The following is an 18,425-nucleotide window of genomic DNA, read 5'->3' as shown; positions in this document are numbered from 1 at the left end:
TTACTCCTCGCTGTTTTGTGCAAGCCATGCTTGCCAATCCTGTTCAAACTTTTCCATTTGTTTATGTTTTTTGCTTAACAAATGTTTGTCTTCATCTTCTTGAGCCATATAAGGGCCTACGCGGCATAATGCACAGTGTTTATCACCTAAATAAGCGGGTAAAGTCAGCTTTTTAGTAATGCTATTGTCAGTTTTTTCGCTAAATACATAGGTAATGCCGCTGGTATCTTTAACGTGTTTATCGCGATCTACATTGCGAATTTTATAGCCTGGGAATAAATTAATATCGAATGGCATTTGCCCTAGATAATCGCAGTTTAGCCCTTGATTTAAGCTGCCTTCAATATTCCATTCGCGGTAAGGTTTTACATCTTTAGAGGTGATGAAGCAGAGCATCGGGCCGTTTTTATCTAATGCGAACTGGCTTGCGTAGTCTAGGTAGCGATGCAACAAAGCACGGTTTAAAACATTCATACCACCTTGTTGGGTATTTGCTTTAAATGCAGCTTCACCTTTAAATGCAGGTATCAGTGGAAATTGAAAAATAACCACATCAAAACAAGCGCCATCTAAGCGCTGCCACGAGTCTGGATTTGTTACATCAAACTCAGTGAGTGTTTCAATGTTAAGTTGTCGCAAGGCGCTAAGTGCATTGTCGGCATATTTTTGTTCTATGGTGTTTGCATCATCATAAGTTGAAGCAACAAGCTTGGCCGGTTTTATATAACGCGCAATAGAGTGTGAAAATGATAAATCACCATCGCCAACCGTTAATATGCGCCAACTAGGGTCTAAAAACATGCTGTTATTTGCCTTGTGCTGGCGTTGTTTCTTGTGCGATTTCAGGGCAAAGGGCTAAGCGAGTTTTAAGCCCTTCAATGGCTATTTGCTTAAAGATTAAGTTAAAACTAATTAGTACGGCAATAACGATATGAATAGGACCATGGGTAAAACCTGCGTCTGTATCAAAAAGCATTAAGCCGAATAACAAGAACATGGTAGCTAAAAATATTTCAATCAACTGATTAGAATATAGCTTTAAGCTGCCTTGGTTTTTATGATCTTTTTTAATGTGAATCGCACAAAAAAATGGGATCACTTTTACCTTAAAGTGGGCGTTTTTTTCTACGTAATTTTCGCCAAGGTGGTCTAGTTTAGCGCGCAGTTGATCTATCATAGCAAGTCCTTAAAAAACTGAGCCGCGGATGTTACCGCAAACGCAAGAAAAGGGCTACTCAGGATAGATACTCATGCCAATTACAAATATGTGGCATACAAACACCACAGACGTTAAAACAAAACGCATTTTTTGATAATCAACGTGATAGGTTTGCCACTGCGGTGAGCTTTTTTCAAATAACAGTACTAACCAAAAACTTGCTGCGAGCCAAGCCAGTGTCCAAGTTGCTGGTAAAAAGCTTAAAAAGCCAATCGGTAAGATAGGAATAATTGCTTTAATAGCATCAGCATGCGTTTGCTGACCTGCATGCCATAAATTGCCAGCCATAAAGGCTAAAATAGCGATGCTATAAAAAGTGAAAAAGTCTAAATTGACGGCATTACTTCCTGCAATAAGTGGCCAACCTACGCAGCCTAAAAATGGTAGTAAACCTAAGTAACCAAGTTGAATGTGATTAATAAACTTTTCCATAATGACCTTTAAACCGCTTAAATTAAAAAGCATACCTAACGGTATGCTTTATTTAATAACTATTTTATACCAGTTAGGCGGCTAAAACGATCGCTTTATTATTGGCGTAATTCTCGACGTAGAATTTTGCCAACCGTCGATTTAGGCAATTGTTCCATAAAAATGATTGATTTAGGCACTTTGTAAGCACTTAAGTTTTCGCGGCAATAGTCACTCACCTGTTGCTCATCAATCTGCTCTTTTAAAGTAATGTAGGCACAGACACGCTCACCGGTTTTTTCATCTTTTGCACCAATAACGGCTGCTTCACAGATAGCTGGGTGCTGACAAAGTACGTTTTCAACTTCGTTAGGGTACACGTTAAAGCCAGAAACAATAATCATGTCTTTTAAACGGTCTACAATTTTGTAATTACCACTTGGTAGTTTTAGACCCACATCACCGGTTTTGAAAAAACCTCGCTTCATACATTTGTCGGTTTCATCTTGGCGCTGCCAATAACCCATCATCACCTGCGGGCCTTTAACAACAATTTCGCCAGACTCACCGTCAGCAACAGGCTCGTCGTTTTCATCCCAAATTTCGATAGCAGTGTTAGAGAGTGGGCGGCCAATGCTGCCAATTTCTTCTTTTTTAAAGTCGTTTAAGGTTGCAACAGGCGAGGTTTCTGATAAGCCGTAGCCTTCTGTGATTGTACATCCTGTGGTATTCATCCACGCATCAGCTGCAGCATGTGTTAAAGCTGCGCCCCCTGAAACGGTCATTTTTAGGTTTGAAAAATTAAGTGCTTTAAACCCTGGGTGCATACACAAGCCAATAAATAAGGTGTTAATCCCTGAAAAGTAATTAATCTCAAATGGTTCGATTTGCTTAACTAACGCATCTAAATCACGAGGATTTGGGATCAGTACGTTAAATTGTCCCATGGCAAATAGGCCAACCATATTCACTGTAAAGGCGTAAATATGATAAAGCGGAAGCGGGCAAATACCCGTTTCTTGACCTGGCTTTAAAATGTCGTCAAAGCGCTCATTCATTTGCTCGGCATTGGCTAAGATGTTGCCATGACTCAGCATCGCTGCTTTGGCAACTCCTGTGGTACCGCCGGTGTATTGTAAAACAGCAATATCGTCACGACTTGCTTGATGAGCGTCAAGAGGAGCGAGTCTTTCACCTTGGCGAATGAGTTCGTTTAACGAAAATTGACCCTCTTGCAATGTCGGCTCAGCAACAGCCGCTGCAACAATAACGGTTTTGATTGACGTATCCTTGATAACCGTTGCTAATTTATCGGCAAGAGCATCAAGAATAACAATGGCTTTAACATCTGCATCATTAAACTGATGTAGCATTTCACGGGCAGTATAAAGCGGGTTGGTATTGACTACGATTAAACCTGCACGAAATGCTGCATAGGTAACGATAGGGTAATCAACAATATTAGGTAATTGAATGGCTATTCTGTCTCCAGCAACAAGACCACTTTGTTGTTGAAACCACTGTGCCAAATAGCGAGACTGTTGTTCAACTTGGGCATAGCTGAGTGTTTTACCTGCACTGTTATAGGCAGGAAGGTCGGCATAAGTCTGACAAGTATGCTCTATTAATTGCGTTAGGTTATCATGTGTGTTCATGGGGATTCCTTAGCGTGTTGTTCTTATTAATTGTTGTTTGATGAGGCGATCCATCACAGAACCCATTATCCAATTCGGTAAGTAACGACTCATGATATAGGTTAGTTTAGATTGTAAGCTTAGGATCACCATTAATTTTTGTTTATCTAAGCTGCGCAAAATGTGTTTTGCAGTATTGGCTGGGTTTGTTATGGCTTTAGATGTTTTGCTTGCGCAAATTAAGCTGATTTTTATGTTGTTTGGCTTAAATTTCTTGCGTAGCTTTTTGGCTAAAATCAAGGCGTTTGGCTCTGGAGTAAATTTAGTTGCATCAATAAGGGGGGATGTAATTGCTAGGTGGCCATTCATGCTTAAGTGTGGCGTTATTAGTGTTGCAAAGTGCTGACAAGCAATACTATTTTCTTTACTTAGTTGCTCATTGATATTGCAGCTAAAAATAGCTAAATCAGGGTTTCCTATCGCTGCGATTGCATTATTTACTTGAGTTTGCAGCGCTTCATTATCGCAGATATGCGTAGCAAAAAACTCAATGTATTGGTAATCATCAGCAAGCTCACTTAACGATTGTTTTGTTTGTTCGTTGAAATGTACGTCAAATAACGCAACATCGTCACCACGGCTAATATATTGCTTTGCCAATTCGAACCCAATGCCACTGTTGGCACCGGTAATAAACACTCTTCTTAACATTGCACGACCACTAATTAGCGAAACTAGCTAGTCAATATATATAAATTGTTAACAGAAAACTTAGCTTTAAACGACCCGTTTTTAACTTTTTGCGCCATTAGCTCGAGTGTGACTTACGATAATCTTTTGGTGGAATGCCATACCAGCGCTTAAAAGCGCGAGTAAACTCGCTGTAATTAGAAAAGCTTAAGATATCTGAGATGTTCGATAAACTGAGGCTAGATTCAGTTAAATATTGATGTGCCAGATTACAGCGTACATCATCAACTAATTCACGAAACGTTGTGTCATGCTTTGTTAAGTGACGCTGCAAGCTGCGAGCACTCATTGATAGCTTTTCGGCTATTAGGTTTACGCCAAATTCTTCGTGCAGTAAGTATTGCTTGATCAGTACTTCAACATTATCTGCAATGTTTTCACGTTTTGTGTCTGCTGGCTGTCCAAGCTGTTGGCTAAGTATAGAAAACAGTTGCTTATCTGAGTTCTTAATAGGGAGCTTTAGGTATTTTCTTTCAAATACCACTGCGGTGTGTGCACAGTTAAATATTGGAATTTGCCCTAGCGCTTGGCGATAAACACTTTGGTTGTCATCACAGCTATGGGGAAGCTCCAAACGAGACAGTTTTATTTGATCATCGGTTAACTGCTTTAATAAATTGACCCCAACACTTAAGGCTAAGTCGGCACCATGATAAACACTCACCTTTAGGCTCGTGCGAACAAAAAACGATAGCTTTGCATAGTCTTGGTCTACTTCAAGGAGTAAATCAGCGCTATTTTGATGAACATGATAGTACTTAGTTAAATTTTTTAGCGCCATTTCAAGGGTGTCGCAATTGCCCATCAAATAACCAACAGACCCTAAAATATTCAAGCTTTGCCAACGGCCTAACTCTAGCCCGAAATAGGGCAGGTTTAATTCCTTGGCCGTGAGTTCTAATAGCTGAATGAGTTGCTGATACTGCACAAAGTTATTGGCATCTTGTAATTGTTTTCTGTCTAAACCAACGCGCGATAGTAGTGCGTCAGGGTTCACCAATTTACTTTCGATCAGTTCAATATAGCCGTGTAGAGCAGATGCTCTAATTAGATCGGGTGCTTGTGTTAATCGGGGCATAGTGTGCTCTTTTTTAGTGCGTTGGCGTAAAAAGTAAAAAAAATTGCGTTAAAAGTAAAGTAATACAGGTCATTAAAGTTTAACAATGTATTAACTGGTTGGCCTGTTAACTGCAATTAAGGCTGTAACGTGCTTAGAGGAACACACAATGAACTATTTAAAAGTTTTTATTAGTGGCGGCAATGGTTTTATTGGCCGCACTCTCGCACGCTACTTTAAAGCGCATGGGGTCTATGTATGCGGCGTTGATTTAACACCCTGTGAAGAATTTAACATTGTTGCTGGTAATTTGAATGAGCCAGCGAGTTGGCGCTCATTAATGAATGACTGCGATTTAGTTATTCATACAGCGGCAATTGTTTCAAATGCGTTTAGCTATAAACAAACATGGCAGGCGAATGTGGGTTGGACGAAAAACTTACTCGATGCAGCGGTGGCTGCAAACACAGTAAAGCGCTTTATTCATATATCGTCGACGGCCGTCTATGGTAGTGATTGGCAAACTGATATTAAAGAAGATGCGCTTTTGTTCCCTGATGGCAGAGCCTATAACGATTCGAAAATGATGAGCGAGCATTTATCACTAAGCTATCACGCCAGTAAAAAACTCAATGTCACAATAATTCGCCCTGGCGATGTCTATGGGCCCGGCTCAAGACCGTGGATAGCTTACCCATTACAAGAAATCGCCAAAGGCAAGTTTATGGTACCAGAGGGCATGTTTGGACCTGTTTATATTGATGATTTAGTCAAAGGCATTTACCAAAGTGCCATGAGCGACGATGCAAGCGGTGAAATTTTTAATCTATCAGGCCCTGAACAAGTGACTAATCAAGTTTATTTTAATTACTTGGCACAGGCACAAGGGAAAAAGCACGTCACAGTAGTGAATTTGGCTTTAGCGTTAAAGCTAACAGGGTTCATTGAGTGGTGTTATCACCTAGTTGGTAAAACCACAGATATCAATCCGTCGACCATGCGCATGCTAAGTCGTAAAAGTGCAGCGTACAGTAATGAAAAGGCGCAGAACATTTTTGGTTATAAACCAGAATTTACATTACAGCAAGGTATGCAACATGCATTGCAGTGGGCGTATGAACAAGGGCTGTGTAAAGAAGAACCACGCACAGATACCGCCACAGCAAATTAAAGGCAACTAGTTAACTTATTGAAAGCAAGTGAAAAGAGGGCACACATATGGCATTACCAGATATTATTAATCATCAAGATTTCTTACTGACTATTCATACAAATGATGAAAAGCTAATTAAAAACGCTTTACCAGGCGTGCACATTTATCCACTCATGCTCGATTCTGAAAATGGGGTATGGGTATTACGTGTTTTATTTGAGCCGGGTACAGTTTTGCCAAAGCACTTTCATACTGGGGTTGTACATTTATATACCCTAGCAGGCAGCTGGCACTACACAGAATACCCTGACGATTTACAAGTGGCTGGTAGCTATTTGTTTGAGCCAGGCGGTTCTATTCATCAATTTCAGGTACCAGCAGACAACACTGAAGTGACCGATACCTTTATGGTGGTTATGGGATCTAACATTAACTTTGACCCAGATGGTAACTATATGAACATTATGGATGCAGGTTGGATTGAGCAAGTGATGTTAGCAGCCGCGAAAGAGCAAGGAATTGAGCCTAACTACATTAAACCAAAGAGTTTATATGGTTTTAGTAAGTAATTTTATTCCCTGAAGTGAAAGCCCTTGATTACATAAGTAATTGAGGGCTTTATAGTTTTTGCTATTCTGTGTATTTCAATCTAAAAAACAAATCAATTTAATCTAAACAATCAATTTTATTTTGATCGCTCACACCTCTATTGTATTAATCAAGCAGACGCAAGGCTGCGTTAATTAAACTTTTTTAAATACATCAATGAGGAATATTATGAGCACTTCATTAATTAACACAAAACTACAACCATTCAATGCAACAGCTTACCACAACGGTGACTTTGTAGAACTAACAGAAAAAGACGTGCTAGGTAAGTGGTCAATCTTCTTCTTCTACCCAGCAGATTTCACTTTCGTATGTCCTACAGAGCTAGGTGATGTTGCTGATTACTACGAGCAACTTCAAGAAATGGGTGTTGAAGTTTACTCAGTATCTACTGACACACACTTCACTCACAAAGCATGGCACGATACGTCTGACACAATTGGTAAAATCAAATTCCCAATGATTGGTGACCCTACAGGTCGTATTACACGTAACTTCGGTGTGATGATTGAAGACGAAGGTCTTGCTCTTCGCGGTACATTCGTAATGAACCCTGAAGGCGAAATTAAAGTAATCGAAACTCACGACTTAGGCATCGGCCGTAGCGCGAAAGAGTTAGTACGTAAAGTACAAGCTGCACAGTACATTGCTAACCACGACGGTGAAGTATGTCCTGCATCATGGCAGCCAGGTGAAGAGACACTTGCTCCTTCACTAGACCTAGTTGGCAAAATCTAATTTGCCACAGCATTAAACGATAGCAAAGCTTTGCTTTGCTATCTCAATGCAACCTTAATTGCCCATCACAACTCACATTAAGCACATTAGCGGGTGATGGGCAGTTATCCCTAAAATTTTTCTAGATTATTTATTCTGAACTCAAGGGCTAAGCCATGTTAGATACGAATATCAAAAACCAATTAACAAGCCACTTTGCTTCTATTACCAGCCCTGTTGAGCTGCTTATCGCCTTGGATGACAGCAATAAATCAACAGAACTTAAAAACTTAGCAAACGATTTAGCTTCGTTAAGCGACAAATTTTCGGTGCGAGATAACCCTAGCCAAGATGTGCGTCGTCCATCTGTGGTGGTATCTTCACCTATTAACAATACGCAAATCACATTTGCGGGTGTGCCTATGGGCCACGAATTCACCAGTTTGATCCTTGCTCTACTGCATACAGGCGGTCATCCAAGTAAGGCATCAGAGACTGAAATTGAACAAATTAAATCATTGCCTGGGCCGCTTAACTTTGAAGTGTATATTTCATTGAGTTGTCAAACATGTCCGCAAGTAGTGCAAGCACTTAACCTGATGGCGGCACACAATGAAAATGTTACGGCTACGATGATTGATGGCGCCTTGTTCCAAGACGAAGTGAACGAGCGTAATGTGTTAGCAGTACCGGCTGTGTACTTAAATGGTGAGTTATTCAGCCAAGGCGCTGTAAACCTGACTGATATCTTAAATAAAGTAGATACCAAAGCGGCTGCACGACAAGCCGAAGCACTGAACGATAAAGAGTTATTCGATGTACTTGTTGTTGGTGGTGGCCCTGCAGGCGCTTCTGCGGCAATTTATTCAGCACGTAAAGGCTTAAATACGGGTGTGATTGCAGAGCGTTTTGGTGGTCAGGTATCAGACACATTAGCAATTGAAAACTTTATATCAGTTAAAGCGACCGAAGGCCCTAAATTGGTTGCACAACTTGAAGAGCACGTAAAAGAATACGATGTTGATGTAATGCAAAACCAACGTGCGGCATCGCTTACTAAGCAAGATAATTATCAAATTACGCTAGAAAATGGCGCGGTCTTAAATGCTAAGTCAGTGGTGTTAGCAACCGGTGCACGCTGGCGTGAAATGAACGTGCCAGGTGAGAAAGAGTATCGCGGTCATGGCGTTGCTTATTGTCCTCACTGTGATGGTCCGTTATTTAAAGGCAAAGCTGTAGCTGTTATCGGCGGTGGTAACTCTGGTATTGAAGCTGCAATCGACCTTGCAAACATTGTTGAGCATGTCACTGTGCTTGAATTTGCTGATACCTTACGTGCTGACGAAGTACTTATTCGTAAAGCAAATAGCTTAAACAACATTACTATTATCAAAAACGCGCAAACGACAGAAGTTGTTGGTGATGGTAAACGAGTAACAGGCTTAAGCTATATTGACCGCATCTCTGGCGATGAAAAATCACTTGAGCTTGCAGGTATCTTTGTGCAAATCGGCTTGGTGCCAAACACTGAATGGTTAAAAGATTCAGCGTTATCACTGACTCGCTTTGGCGAAATCGAAATTGATAGCAAAGGTGCAACATCATTACCGGGTGTTTACGCGGCAGGTGATGCAACAACAACGCCGTTTAAGCAAATCATTATTGCTATGGGCAGTGGTGCAACGGCAAGCTTAGGTGCATTTGATTACTTAATTCGCCACAGCGATGAAACTCAAAGCACAGAAGATGCAGCCTAATTAGTTGCATAAACAATGACTCTTGATTAGGCAGCTCACACCCATAGCTGCCGCTTTAAAGCCGCCCTCTCCAAAGGCGGCTTTGTTTTTATTAATACAGCTATTGGTACTGTGCTGCAGTAATAAACTCCTCAAAACTTTCACACCAAATAACTACTGTATTGTAATCACTGACATCGATACCTTGTGGTACAACTAATTTAAAGCCATTGAACGAACGTACCCCCGCAATACGCTGCATGGTGCCTTTTTGTGCTAAAAAATCGTCTTCGTTATCAATGAAATTTCGTGATAGATAAAGTTGATAGTCGGGACCTGGTGATAACGTGCCTTGCATAGAAATAGCATCATTCGTTAGATACACCATGCCATCACCATAATGAAAGCGATCTGAGCCTTTGAGGCCGGGCTTAAACGTTGCACTAAACTGCGATCGACCTTGATGCTGCTTCAAAATAGCAATATCGGGTGCTGGTTGTTCAGTTAAAATAGGTAAACTGTACACTCCAGCTATAAAACCCGCAGCAAAAATCGCCAATGTCATAATGATGATTATCAGCGCTTTTAGCATGCTTACTCCTTATTTTTTAGCGTTATGATGTGACGTTGCTTTAAAGAAAATTGTTTTTCAACATCTCCAAAGTATTGCAAATAGAGCTTCTCAAGTTCACCTGATTGCTGCAGTTTTTGCATACCTTGTTCTAGCATATCTCTAATGTGACTATTACTTTTACTTAAGTAAAAGTAATAGTCACTGGGGTATTGCAACATAATGTTTGGTGCAATAACAAAATTGAACTGCTTTAGTTTATTTAGTTCGCTACCAATAGCTAGTACTGAGCGTGGAAAGTAATCACCGAGTCCAGTTTCAAGGGCTTTGATCATGCCTGGGTAATCAAGCTCGCCATTGACTGTTAAACCATTGTTTTTCAGTACGCTATAATCAGACCAGCTCTGTTTTTGTAGGCCAACCAAGGGAGTTAAATCAGCAAGGGTTTCGATTTTGCTAAACTTTTCTTGATCTTCATGGCGGATAATAAGCAAACGTTGGCCGTGTAAGCCCTTGTAGAGAGGAATAGTCGTTCTGACTAATGAATCAGTTTGCTGCTGGGGTAAAGAAAGCCATGCTAAGGTAATTGTTTTATTATGGCTTAGCTGCTCTACAACACGTTTATTATTCATAGGCTTAATATTGTAAAGCAGTACAACATCCGCCCCCATTGCGGCAAAACTTTTGTCGAGAATATCGTGAATATATTGATTTTTCGCCGCATCGTTATAACTAGGTTTAGCAAGCTGAATAACAATTTGTTCATGAGCTAATACTTGTAGACTCGACAGAGCAAATGTCATTAGAAATATCAGTATTGCTCTGTTCATTAATTTAAGTCCTTTTTTGAGCGCACGTTTATACGACTATACTTTGAAAACATGCACCTGTTGTTGTAGACGCGAAGCCAGTGAGGCCAATTCTTGGCTGGCTTGAGCATTTTGCTGCGAGCTTTCGCTAACCAGTGAAATGCTACTACTAAATTCATTAATATTACAACTTAGTTCGTTAGCAACAGTGGTTTGCTCATCCGTTGCGGTGGATACTTGGTTGTTCATATCGGCGATAAGTGCCATTTCTTGAGTAATTTCAGTCAGTAATTGTGATGAGCGCTCTGCGTATTCAACACTTTGTTTAGCACTTTCGTCAGCATTACCCATGGCGGTCACTGCTTGCTGCGCCATTGTTTGTAGTTTACTGATCATTTCGTTAATACTGGCTGTGGCTTTTTGCGTGTTGTGTGCAAGCTGCCTTACTTCATCGGCTACTACTGCGAAACCGCGACCCGACTCACCAGCGCGTGCCGCTTCAATAGCTGCATTTAAAGCGAGTAAATTGGTTTGTTCTGCAACACCTTGGATCATCATCACCACTTGATTGATATCGGTTGATTGTGTATTTAACTCATTGATTAGTTTTGTATTCGCATTAACGATGTGTGATAAACGGTTTATTGCATCGATATTTTCTTGCACAGACTGCTGACCCAGCTTGGCTGTTTTATCAGTGTGAGTGGCTTTTTCTGATGTTGATAATGCATTTGCGGCCACTTGTTCAATGGCACTACTCATTTGTGTAATGGCGGTGGCAATCATTGCTGATTGATGCTCTTGCTCTGTGGCTGTGCTTGCAACTTGGTCGCTAATTGAGTTCATTTGCTCAGCAGCAGATGAAAGGGTGAGAGTGGCGCTCGTTACATCATTTACTAATGCATGAATGCGCTCCATCATGGCATTAAAATGATGTGCTGCTTGGGCTATTTCGTCATTACCATGGGTTTTTGCGCGCAGACGTAAGTCGGCATTTTCAGAGATAGAACCTATCGTTTCACTTAACGATAACAATGGGTTATGGATAGAGCGGTATATAATAAAGGCAATAGCCAATAATAAAATTATTAATATAGTGATAGAGGCAGTCATAGCGATACTGACTTGAGCAAAATCTTTATCTGCGGCGTTTTTAAACTTGTTAGCCTCATTGATTTGTAAGCTTATTAGCCCTTGATAGCTTTCACTGAGTGGGTCAAACACATCGTAAAGATTTTTTACGAATACCTCGTTAGGTACTGCTTTAAGTTGGTCACTTTTTACTTGGTTTAAAAATGTGCTTAGTTCGCTTTCTACTACAGCGAGATTCTTTTCCACGATATTAACTAAGCGCTGCTCTTCTGTGGTTAGCTTGGTTCCTAAGTAGCTTTTCCATTTGCTATCAGCAACATTTTTTGCATTTTCAACGGCGGATAGAAAGTCAGTTTTTGAAATTTGATCAGCGCGGTATTTATGGAATAGATCAACAATGCTAACTGCGTAATTGTCCGATACTGTTTTTATCTGCTCAAGGGGGATGACTCTATCGTCATACAAACTGTCGATGCCTTTTACCATGCCCGACATAATAGACATTGTAAAAATAGAGGTGATCACAAAAACTGTAACCGGTAACAAAGCCAAGACGGCTAATCGCGTACGAACGGTGTAGTTATTTAACATGAGCGTGCAAATTTTTGTAAGGACTTAGTATTAAAACTAATAGAGAAATAGTTTTAAGCAAGTTTTTGCAATTGTTTTGCAGGGTTTTTCTTGAGATAAATATCTATAACGACTTAAAGGTAGCCACAGAGGTGCGTTGGCTCTGGTTAAGATAACAAAGCCAGTATTTACACTGGCTTTGTTTTGTTCCTATTTGTACATTAATGACCGCGATTAGGCATTTGCCGAGGCATTTGTCTTTGTGTATTACGGCGCATTTGTTGGCGCTGCATACCTTGCTGACGTGCTCTATTTGCCCTATTTAATTGCTGCATACGATTTTGTTGCCTATTTTGAGTGTGCTGGCGTTGCTGCAATGTTTGCTTCGCTTTACTTTTATCTATGCTTTGCAATTTATTTTGCACTTGTTGGCGGTCAATATTTTGTGCCCGATCTTTGATTTGTTGCTGTTTATCGGTAGGTAATGTTTGCCATTTACCCTCAACACGTTGTTGCCATTTATCGGCATCACGCTTGAGCACGTTACCTTTTTGATCCGCAAACACGTTGTTTGCTTTATCGCGTTGGCTGATGGCTGTTTTTAAATCGCGTTTCACTTGCTGCTTTGAAGCGAGACGAGACTTACTCTGATCGCGTTTATAAATATTATGCCTTGGTTGCTTATTATGGTGGCCCGGTTTATGACCGACATTAATTTTGTTACCAATATTGATATTGCCATTATTAATAATAACTGGGCCGCGGTAACCACCGCCATACCAGCCATTACAGCAATGATAAGGTCGATAATGGGTTGGCCATCCAACATTCCAATTCATCCCTAAATTTAAAAAACCATTGCTCCAACTTAAGCCAAACGACCAACCTGTCCAGTTGTTATAGCCAATATTAAAACCCCAAGTCGGTGGGCGAGGGTAGTAGTAGCCACCGCCCCAGTATGGTGGGTAATACCAACCTGTACCATACACTGGCACGCCATAATAAGGGTATGACCACATGTAACCTGGGTAATAACCAACATACACCACCTCAGGAGTTGATTCGTATATCTCGACGTAAGTGACGTTGTATACGGGGGAACTTGGAGGAATTTTTGCGATGTCATCTTTTGGAATGCTATCAGCAACAAGCCAAGGCCCTTGTGCGGAATCTGCCTTAAACCACACCGCATTATCGACTGCATAATATTTGCCTTTAATTTGCAGCACTTGTGCATCCGTATTAATCGCATAAGAAACTTGCGTGCCCGGGATCCGTTCAAACTTAGGTTTGCCATCATAGTACACAGTTAAACTGGTATCTTTACGGCTGATAGCCGCTGTTTGCGGCACTTTTGCATCTAATACAGCTTCTTCAGCTTCTTCAGTACCGGCAACTGAAACTCTGAGGCCCCCTAAATCTGATTCAGGTGGAATATTGGCAAAGCTTTCTGGTAGTTCATCGCCGCGTACAAATGTCCATGGGCCTGTTTGTTGTTTTGCACGATACCAGCGCCCAGATAACAAGACATACATGTTATTCGTTTGCATTTCACGTAGCCACGGGGTTTCAGTGTTAAACACATACATGAGCTCGCCACCAGTTAAGCTTTTCCATTTAGCTGCGCCATCAGTTGCAATAAGTTCGGTGGGTTTAGTTGCTACAACAATGGCTGGTGGTGCACTTAGATCTGAGCTTTCGGTATCATTAGGAAGCATTTTTACAAGTTCAGCCGGTGGCGACTGAGTATAGTCATAAGGCCCTTTGGCTTGTTTTGCCTGATACCAAAATTGCCCATCGGTGAGATAACAAAGTTTGCTTTTGCTATCTTTAATCACTGTCATAGCGGTGTTTAAAGCACGCTCATATTGGCTGTTTTCAATTTTACTAAACTTAGGTTCACCATCAAAACTCAGTAATACCGACAGTTGCTCTTTGAAAATAATCGTTGGAGGGTCGGTTTTTAATTGCGTTAAACTTTGTTCTGCTGCTTCTGCACTTTCAAGGCTGGCGGTGAGTTGCGAAAGCGAGGTTTCGAATTGACTGGCTTTTATTGCTTCATTAACGACAGCAGTAAATTTTTGTTCTTCTGCATCTTTTGATTCAGGCCAGCGTACATCGGTGACAGTGATATTGCGAACGGTGACGGTATCGTTTTCGCGATCAGTATCTAGTTTAGCTCTAAACCAAAATACGCCAAACACAGCGTCATTGCCTGAAACCGAAAATGACATCGCTGCACGGGCTGTTAAAGTATTACCGTTTAGTTTCTCGGGTTGTGGCTGGTAAACAATGAGTGTGCCTTGTGACGTTTGCACTTGTTGAGGCCACTCAATGGCTTGGCTAAAAAATGAAAACAAACATAGAAAAGAGAGTATTAAAAGCCTGCAGGCAATAATAAAAGGTAGGGGGAGTTTCATGGTCAATCCTTGGCTAACATAACTCTTAAAAGTATAGCCAATGACATCGAAAACGCTTAAAAATTGTTCCTATTTTTAAAGCGTTAGCTTAGGCAACTTGAGTTAAAAAATTTGAGCCCGCATTTAAGCCCATTTCATAGCCCGCACTGAGTTTTTCAAATGATTTTGTTGTTCGACCAACTGCAAAGTTGGGTGGCGGTGCAATAATATTAATTTTACAATCGCTTGGTGGGTTGGTAATAAAATCAATGCTTTGATTGTAATTTTCTGCGCGTCTTAAGGTGGCTTCTGCTAATGCAGGGGTGTTTTTATAAAGACGTTTGACGAACCAAGGCGCTTTTGAAGGCTTTTTCTTATAGCCAAGAGGCTGAGATAAAATAACGGTGATTTCCTTATTGCCCATCTCGTATGCTTTACGGATTGGAATAGAATCTGCCACGCCACCATCAGTAAGTTGCAAATTGTCGATAACAGGAAATTCTCGATAAGCAATCGGCAGCGCACAAGAGGCTTTTAATTGCTGTTCAAGATGAGTTGCATTTGCTTTTAAGTACTCTGCCTGTCCAGTTTGTATGTTGGTTGTGACAATATAAAATTCACTAGCTTGTTTTTCGAAGGTGTCGAGATCTAGACGAATATCACGGATGGTTTCTTGCCACAGCCAGTCTAAATCAAACAGGTGACCACCTTTGATAAAACGAACAAAATCGATGAACTCTGGCCGGCAAGAGTAATCGGTGATCACTGCATGGTTACGTTTGTATTGGGCGCACAAATAGGCAGCAATGTTAGTGGCTCCGGCAGAAACACCATAGCATTGATTAAAAGGTTGGTAATTGGCTTGAATAAAAGCATCTAGTACGCCAGTGGCAAAAATACCACGCATTGCGCCACCTTCTACAACGAGTGCCTTATTATTGTTCATTTTTGCAACCTTGCTTGTAACCGTGAGTGCTTCTAACCATAGCAAACACGGTTACAAAACTAAATAGAGTTTTGGCTCTAAATGAGGTTTAACTATTGCTGAGTTATAGCGCCTCTACCCAAAGTACGCCAACTTGTTTGTCGGTTACTTTTACTGTGCTACCAGCAGCAATGGGAGACTGACTTTTTAATTGCCATGTAATACCCGAATACTGATGTGTGGTTAACCCTTTATCATCAACATCGGCATTAACGACAAAGGTAAGCTCAGCAAAATCGCTATGTATCGGCTTAGTATCGGTTTTATCCTGCATGCGTTTGAGAGGTTTCCAAAGCACGAGTGCAAAACCAAGAGTAAACACGATATTGCTCCAAAGCGCGGTAGTGTAACTCGTATCAAGTAGACCTATATTCATTAGTAAGCCACTGGCAAATAAAGATAAGCCTAAAAACAGTAATACATAGGTACTCATACCCAGTACAGCAACTTCAACAATTAGCGCGATAACACCTATAATCATCAGTGCTTCGGCTAAATGGGTATCTAAAAATGCCATTAGCTCACCTAACTTTGTTGCTTTTTATTCAAAGAGTTAATAATAGACATACCTTGAGCTACAAGCGAGCTTGCGTCAGTACCACTCTCAGGAAGTAATACCACAGATGATTCACGAGCAATGGCTTCTTTAGCAGCAATGGCTTTTGTGGCAAGGTCGAGTTGAATTGCTTTTTGGCCTTGTTCGGTGTCAGCGGCTTCACCTACTTTACGTAGTGCATCTGCTTGTGCTTCAGCAACGGCGATAATCGCTTTCGCTTCACCTTCAGCGCGTAAAATTTGCTCGGCTTTTTCAGCTTCGGCAGCAAGGACTTGGGCTTGCTTTTTACCTTCTGCCACGTTGATGGCAGACTGACGGTCACCTTCAGACTCTAAAATTTGCGCACGTTTTACACGCTCAGCTTTCATTTGTGCTTCCATGGCTTCCATTACAGAATTAGGTGGCACAATATCTTTAATTTCGTAACGTAAAACCTGAATACCCCAAGGCTCAGATGCTTGGTTAATCGCGGTAACTATGTTGGTGTTTAACATGTCGCGCTCTTCAAAGGTTTTATCTAGTTCCATTTTACCAAGTTCAGAACGCATCGTTGTTTGCGATAGCTGAGTAACCGCAAATACATAGTCATCAACACCATACGTGGCTTTATACGGGTCAAGCACGCGGAAATACAGCACACCATCGACGATAAGCGAGATGTTATCTTTAGTGATAGCAGACTGCGAAGGCACATCTTGCGCTTGTTCTTTTAAGCTGCGGTCAGCGGCAATACGGTCGATAAATGGCACAATAAAGTTTAAGCCGGCTTCTTTGGTCGAATGGTACTTACCAAAACGCTCGATTAACCAGGCACGATTTTGCGGCACAAATTTAACGCTACTTTTTAGTAGTACTAAAACAAAAATTAGAAGAAAGACTTCTACATTTAACAACAGGTCTAAAATGCTAGAAACGGGGTCCATGTACTTTCCTTAATACAATTAATATTATTTTTCACTGCTCAGATTACCACCACAAAGCAACCTGCGCCAATGATTTGTAATTGCAACCAGCTTAAAAACCGTCCAATTATTTAGGATTTGTATTAATACTTAAGTGCATGTTTTATCAAATACATGTGCTGATCAGCTTGTGCGACGATTTCATCGGCTGTTTTTTGTGTACCTAAAAACATGGTGACGCCGACACTGGCTGAGCCCTTATAGTTAAGATCTTGGTGAATAAACTCAACTTCGATGGCTGTTTGCAGTTTATCGGCAACGCGATAGGCATTTTGTTTGGCTGTTTGCTCATCACGACCAAGCCCTTCAAGTAATACAACAAACTCATCGCCACCAATGCGAGCTAAACAGTCTTTTTCGCGCACAACCGTTTTCATTCGATTAGCAATTTCAACAAGGTAAGCATCGCCGGTATTGTGGCCATATTGGTCGTTTAACTTTTTAAACTTATTGAGGTCGATAAATATTACTGCACCATAGTTTTGGTCGCGCTTGCTCATTTGTAACGCAAGCGATAAGCGAATATAAAAATAGCGGCGGTTTAAAAGTTCAGTTAGCGGGTCGGTGGAGGCAGCGTAGAGGAGTTGTTCTTCAAGGTGTTTTCGTTCGGTAATGTCTGTTGCAATACCTAAAATGCCGATGACTTTGTTAGGCTCTGTGTCGCAAATAATAGGGGTTTTCACTTCCCAGAAAATATATTGGTGTCCGTCGGGAAAGGTAAGCTCAACTTCTTCACGGGTACGCTCACCGCTGAGCACCCGCTTGTCTATTTTGGCTAGCTTTTTTACGTCAGGAATTGGGAAAAAGTCCACATCACTTCTATGTTGTAATTCTTGCTCAGAGCAAGCAAATAAACTCAAGGTAAGCTTATTAGCATAAACGTAATGCCCGAGCTCATTTTTTATGTAAACGTATGCGGGTACGTTATCAAGTGCAAACTTTAATTCAGCAACATGAACGGGCAATTTAGAGTTATTAAGTTCGGCCACAATATGTCCCTATATAACAAGCCATAAATTGATAGTGAACGAAAATATATTATTAAACAAGACTGACCACAGAGCAAAAATTATAACTAATGATTTATGTATAGTTTTGAAAAATAAATAAAAAATTAATAGTTGGAATGGGTGATGAACTTTGTTATTAGGTGTGTTTTAGACTCGTTTGGTTATCTCAAATTTTAACTATTTTT

General features: G+C 40.8%; 18 protein-coding genes. 4 read left to right on the top strand and 14 right to left on the bottom strand.

All coding sequences use genetic code 11. The features are described 5' to 3' along the window. The 6 genes from EXT43_RS18810 to EXT43_RS18785 form a co-directional block, all read right to left on the bottom strand. Positions 1 to 801 (bottom strand): class I SAM-dependent methyltransferase, encoded by an 801-nt coding sequence (locus EXT43_RS18810; protein WP_130167666.1) that lies wholly within the window; start codon positions 799 to 801, stop codon positions 1 to 3. Positions 802 to 805: 4 nt separating this feature from the next. Beyond that, a complete protein-coding gene (locus EXT43_RS18805; RefSeq protein ID WP_130167665.1) occupies positions 806 to 1,177 on the bottom strand; it encodes a hypothetical protein in 372 nt (123 codons plus the stop codon). A 54-nt stretch (positions 1,178 to 1,231) separates the two neighbouring features. Continuing rightward, positions 1,232 to 1,651, bottom strand: coding sequence for a DUF3429 domain-containing protein (locus tag EXT43_RS18800; RefSeq protein WP_130167664.1), 420 nt, complete (start codon positions 1,649 to 1,651; stop codon positions 1,232 to 1,234). 98 nt (positions 1,652 to 1,749) lie between these two features. Continuing rightward, on the bottom strand, positions 1,750 to 3,285 hold the full coding sequence (locus tag EXT43_RS18795) for an AMP-binding protein (protein ID WP_130167663.1): 1,536 nt from the start codon (positions 3,283 to 3,285) through the stop codon (positions 1,750 to 1,752). A gap of 9 nt (positions 3,286 to 3,294) precedes the next feature. Next, the gene (locus tag EXT43_RS18790) at positions 3,295 to 3,975 is read right to left on the bottom strand and encodes an SDR family NAD(P)-dependent oxidoreductase (protein ID WP_130167662.1); all 681 of its coding nucleotides are present in this window, start codon (positions 3,973 to 3,975) and stop codon (positions 3,295 to 3,297) included. A 97-nt stretch (positions 3,976 to 4,072) separates the two neighbouring features. Continuing rightward, complete coding sequence (locus EXT43_RS18785) at positions 4,073 to 5,092, bottom strand: AraC family transcriptional regulator (protein ID WP_130167661.1); 1,020 nt, start codon at positions 5,090 to 5,092, stop codon at positions 4,073 to 4,075. Positions 5,093 to 5,240: 148 nt separating this feature from the next. Between EXT43_RS18785 and EXT43_RS18780 the strand changes: the two genes are divergently transcribed. From EXT43_RS18780 to ahpF, 4 genes are all read left to right on the top strand, one after another. Next, positions 5,241 to 6,242 carry an NAD(P)-dependent oxidoreductase gene (locus EXT43_RS18780; protein WP_130167660.1) on the top strand — a complete coding sequence of 334 codons (1,002 nt, stop codon included), beginning with the start codon at positions 5,241 to 5,243 and terminating at the stop codon, positions 6,240 to 6,242. 47 nt (positions 6,243 to 6,289) lie between these two features. Beyond that, complete coding sequence (locus EXT43_RS18775; RefSeq protein WP_054562481.1) at positions 6,290 to 6,793, top strand: 2,4'-dihydroxyacetophenone dioxygenase family protein; 504 nt, start codon at positions 6,290 to 6,292, stop codon at positions 6,791 to 6,793. 208 nt (positions 6,794 to 7,001) lie between these two features. Then, on the top strand, positions 7,002 to 7,571 hold the full coding sequence (gene ahpC / locus EXT43_RS18770) for an alkyl hydroperoxide reductase subunit C (RefSeq protein ID WP_054553958.1): 570 nt from the start codon (positions 7,002 to 7,004) through the stop codon (positions 7,569 to 7,571). Positions 7,572 to 7,726: 155 nt separating this feature from the next. Continuing rightward, a complete protein-coding gene (ahpF, locus tag EXT43_RS18765) occupies positions 7,727 to 9,307 on the top strand; it encodes an alkyl hydroperoxide reductase subunit F (protein ID WP_062565760.1) in 1,581 nt (526 codons plus the stop codon). Positions 9,308 to 9,407: 100 nt separating this feature from the next. Here ahpF and EXT43_RS18760 read toward each other — a convergent pair whose 3' ends face one another. From EXT43_RS18760 to EXT43_RS18725, 8 genes are all read right to left on the bottom strand, one after another. After that, positions 9,408 to 9,878: a DM13 domain-containing protein gene (locus tag EXT43_RS18760; protein WP_062565759.1), complete on the bottom strand. Its 471-nt coding sequence runs from the start codon at positions 9,876 to 9,878 to the stop codon at positions 9,408 to 9,410. A gap of 2 nt (positions 9,879 to 9,880) precedes the next feature. Further along, positions 9,881 to 10,687 carry a transporter substrate-binding domain-containing protein gene (locus EXT43_RS18755; RefSeq protein WP_062565758.1) on the bottom strand — a complete coding sequence of 269 codons (807 nt, stop codon included), beginning with the start codon at positions 10,685 to 10,687 and terminating at the stop codon, positions 9,881 to 9,883. A 36-nt stretch (positions 10,688 to 10,723) separates the two neighbouring features. Further along, positions 10,724 to 12,349, bottom strand: coding sequence for a methyl-accepting chemotaxis protein (locus tag EXT43_RS18750; RefSeq protein WP_062565757.1), 1,626 nt, complete (start codon positions 12,347 to 12,349; stop codon positions 10,724 to 10,726). Between the two features lie 200 nt (positions 12,350 to 12,549). Next, complete coding sequence (locus EXT43_RS18745; RefSeq protein WP_062565756.1) at positions 12,550 to 14,748, bottom strand: hypothetical protein; 2,199 nt, start codon at positions 14,746 to 14,748, stop codon at positions 12,550 to 12,552. A gap of 88 nt (positions 14,749 to 14,836) precedes the next feature. Further along, positions 14,837 to 15,673, bottom strand: a complete 837-nt coding sequence (locus EXT43_RS18740; protein ID WP_062565755.1) for a patatin family protein — start codon at positions 15,671 to 15,673, stop codon at positions 14,837 to 14,839. 103 nt (positions 15,674 to 15,776) lie between these two features. Beyond that, positions 15,777 to 16,229 (bottom strand): activity regulator of membrane protease YbbK, encoded by a 453-nt coding sequence (locus EXT43_RS18735; protein WP_062565754.1) that lies wholly within the window; start codon positions 16,227 to 16,229, stop codon positions 15,777 to 15,779. Between the two features lie 8 nt (positions 16,230 to 16,237). Continuing rightward, positions 16,238 to 17,191: a slipin family protein gene (locus tag EXT43_RS18730; protein ID WP_054562473.1), complete on the bottom strand. Its 954-nt coding sequence runs from the start codon at positions 17,189 to 17,191 to the stop codon at positions 16,238 to 16,240. A gap of 122 nt (positions 17,192 to 17,313) precedes the next feature. After that, positions 17,314 to 18,219, bottom strand: a complete 906-nt coding sequence (locus EXT43_RS18725) for a GGDEF domain-containing protein (protein ID WP_062565753.1) — start codon at positions 18,217 to 18,219, stop codon at positions 17,314 to 17,316. Positions 18,220 to 18,425 lie beyond the last annotated feature (206 nt).

Origin of the sequence: Pseudoalteromonas sp. CO109Y, assembly GCF_004208935.1 — a bacterium.
Taxonomy (GTDB): Bacteria; Pseudomonadota; Gammaproteobacteria; order Enterobacterales; family Alteromonadaceae; genus Pseudoalteromonas; species Pseudoalteromonas shioyasakiensis.
This window is presented reverse-complemented; position numbering and strand designations above follow the sequence as displayed.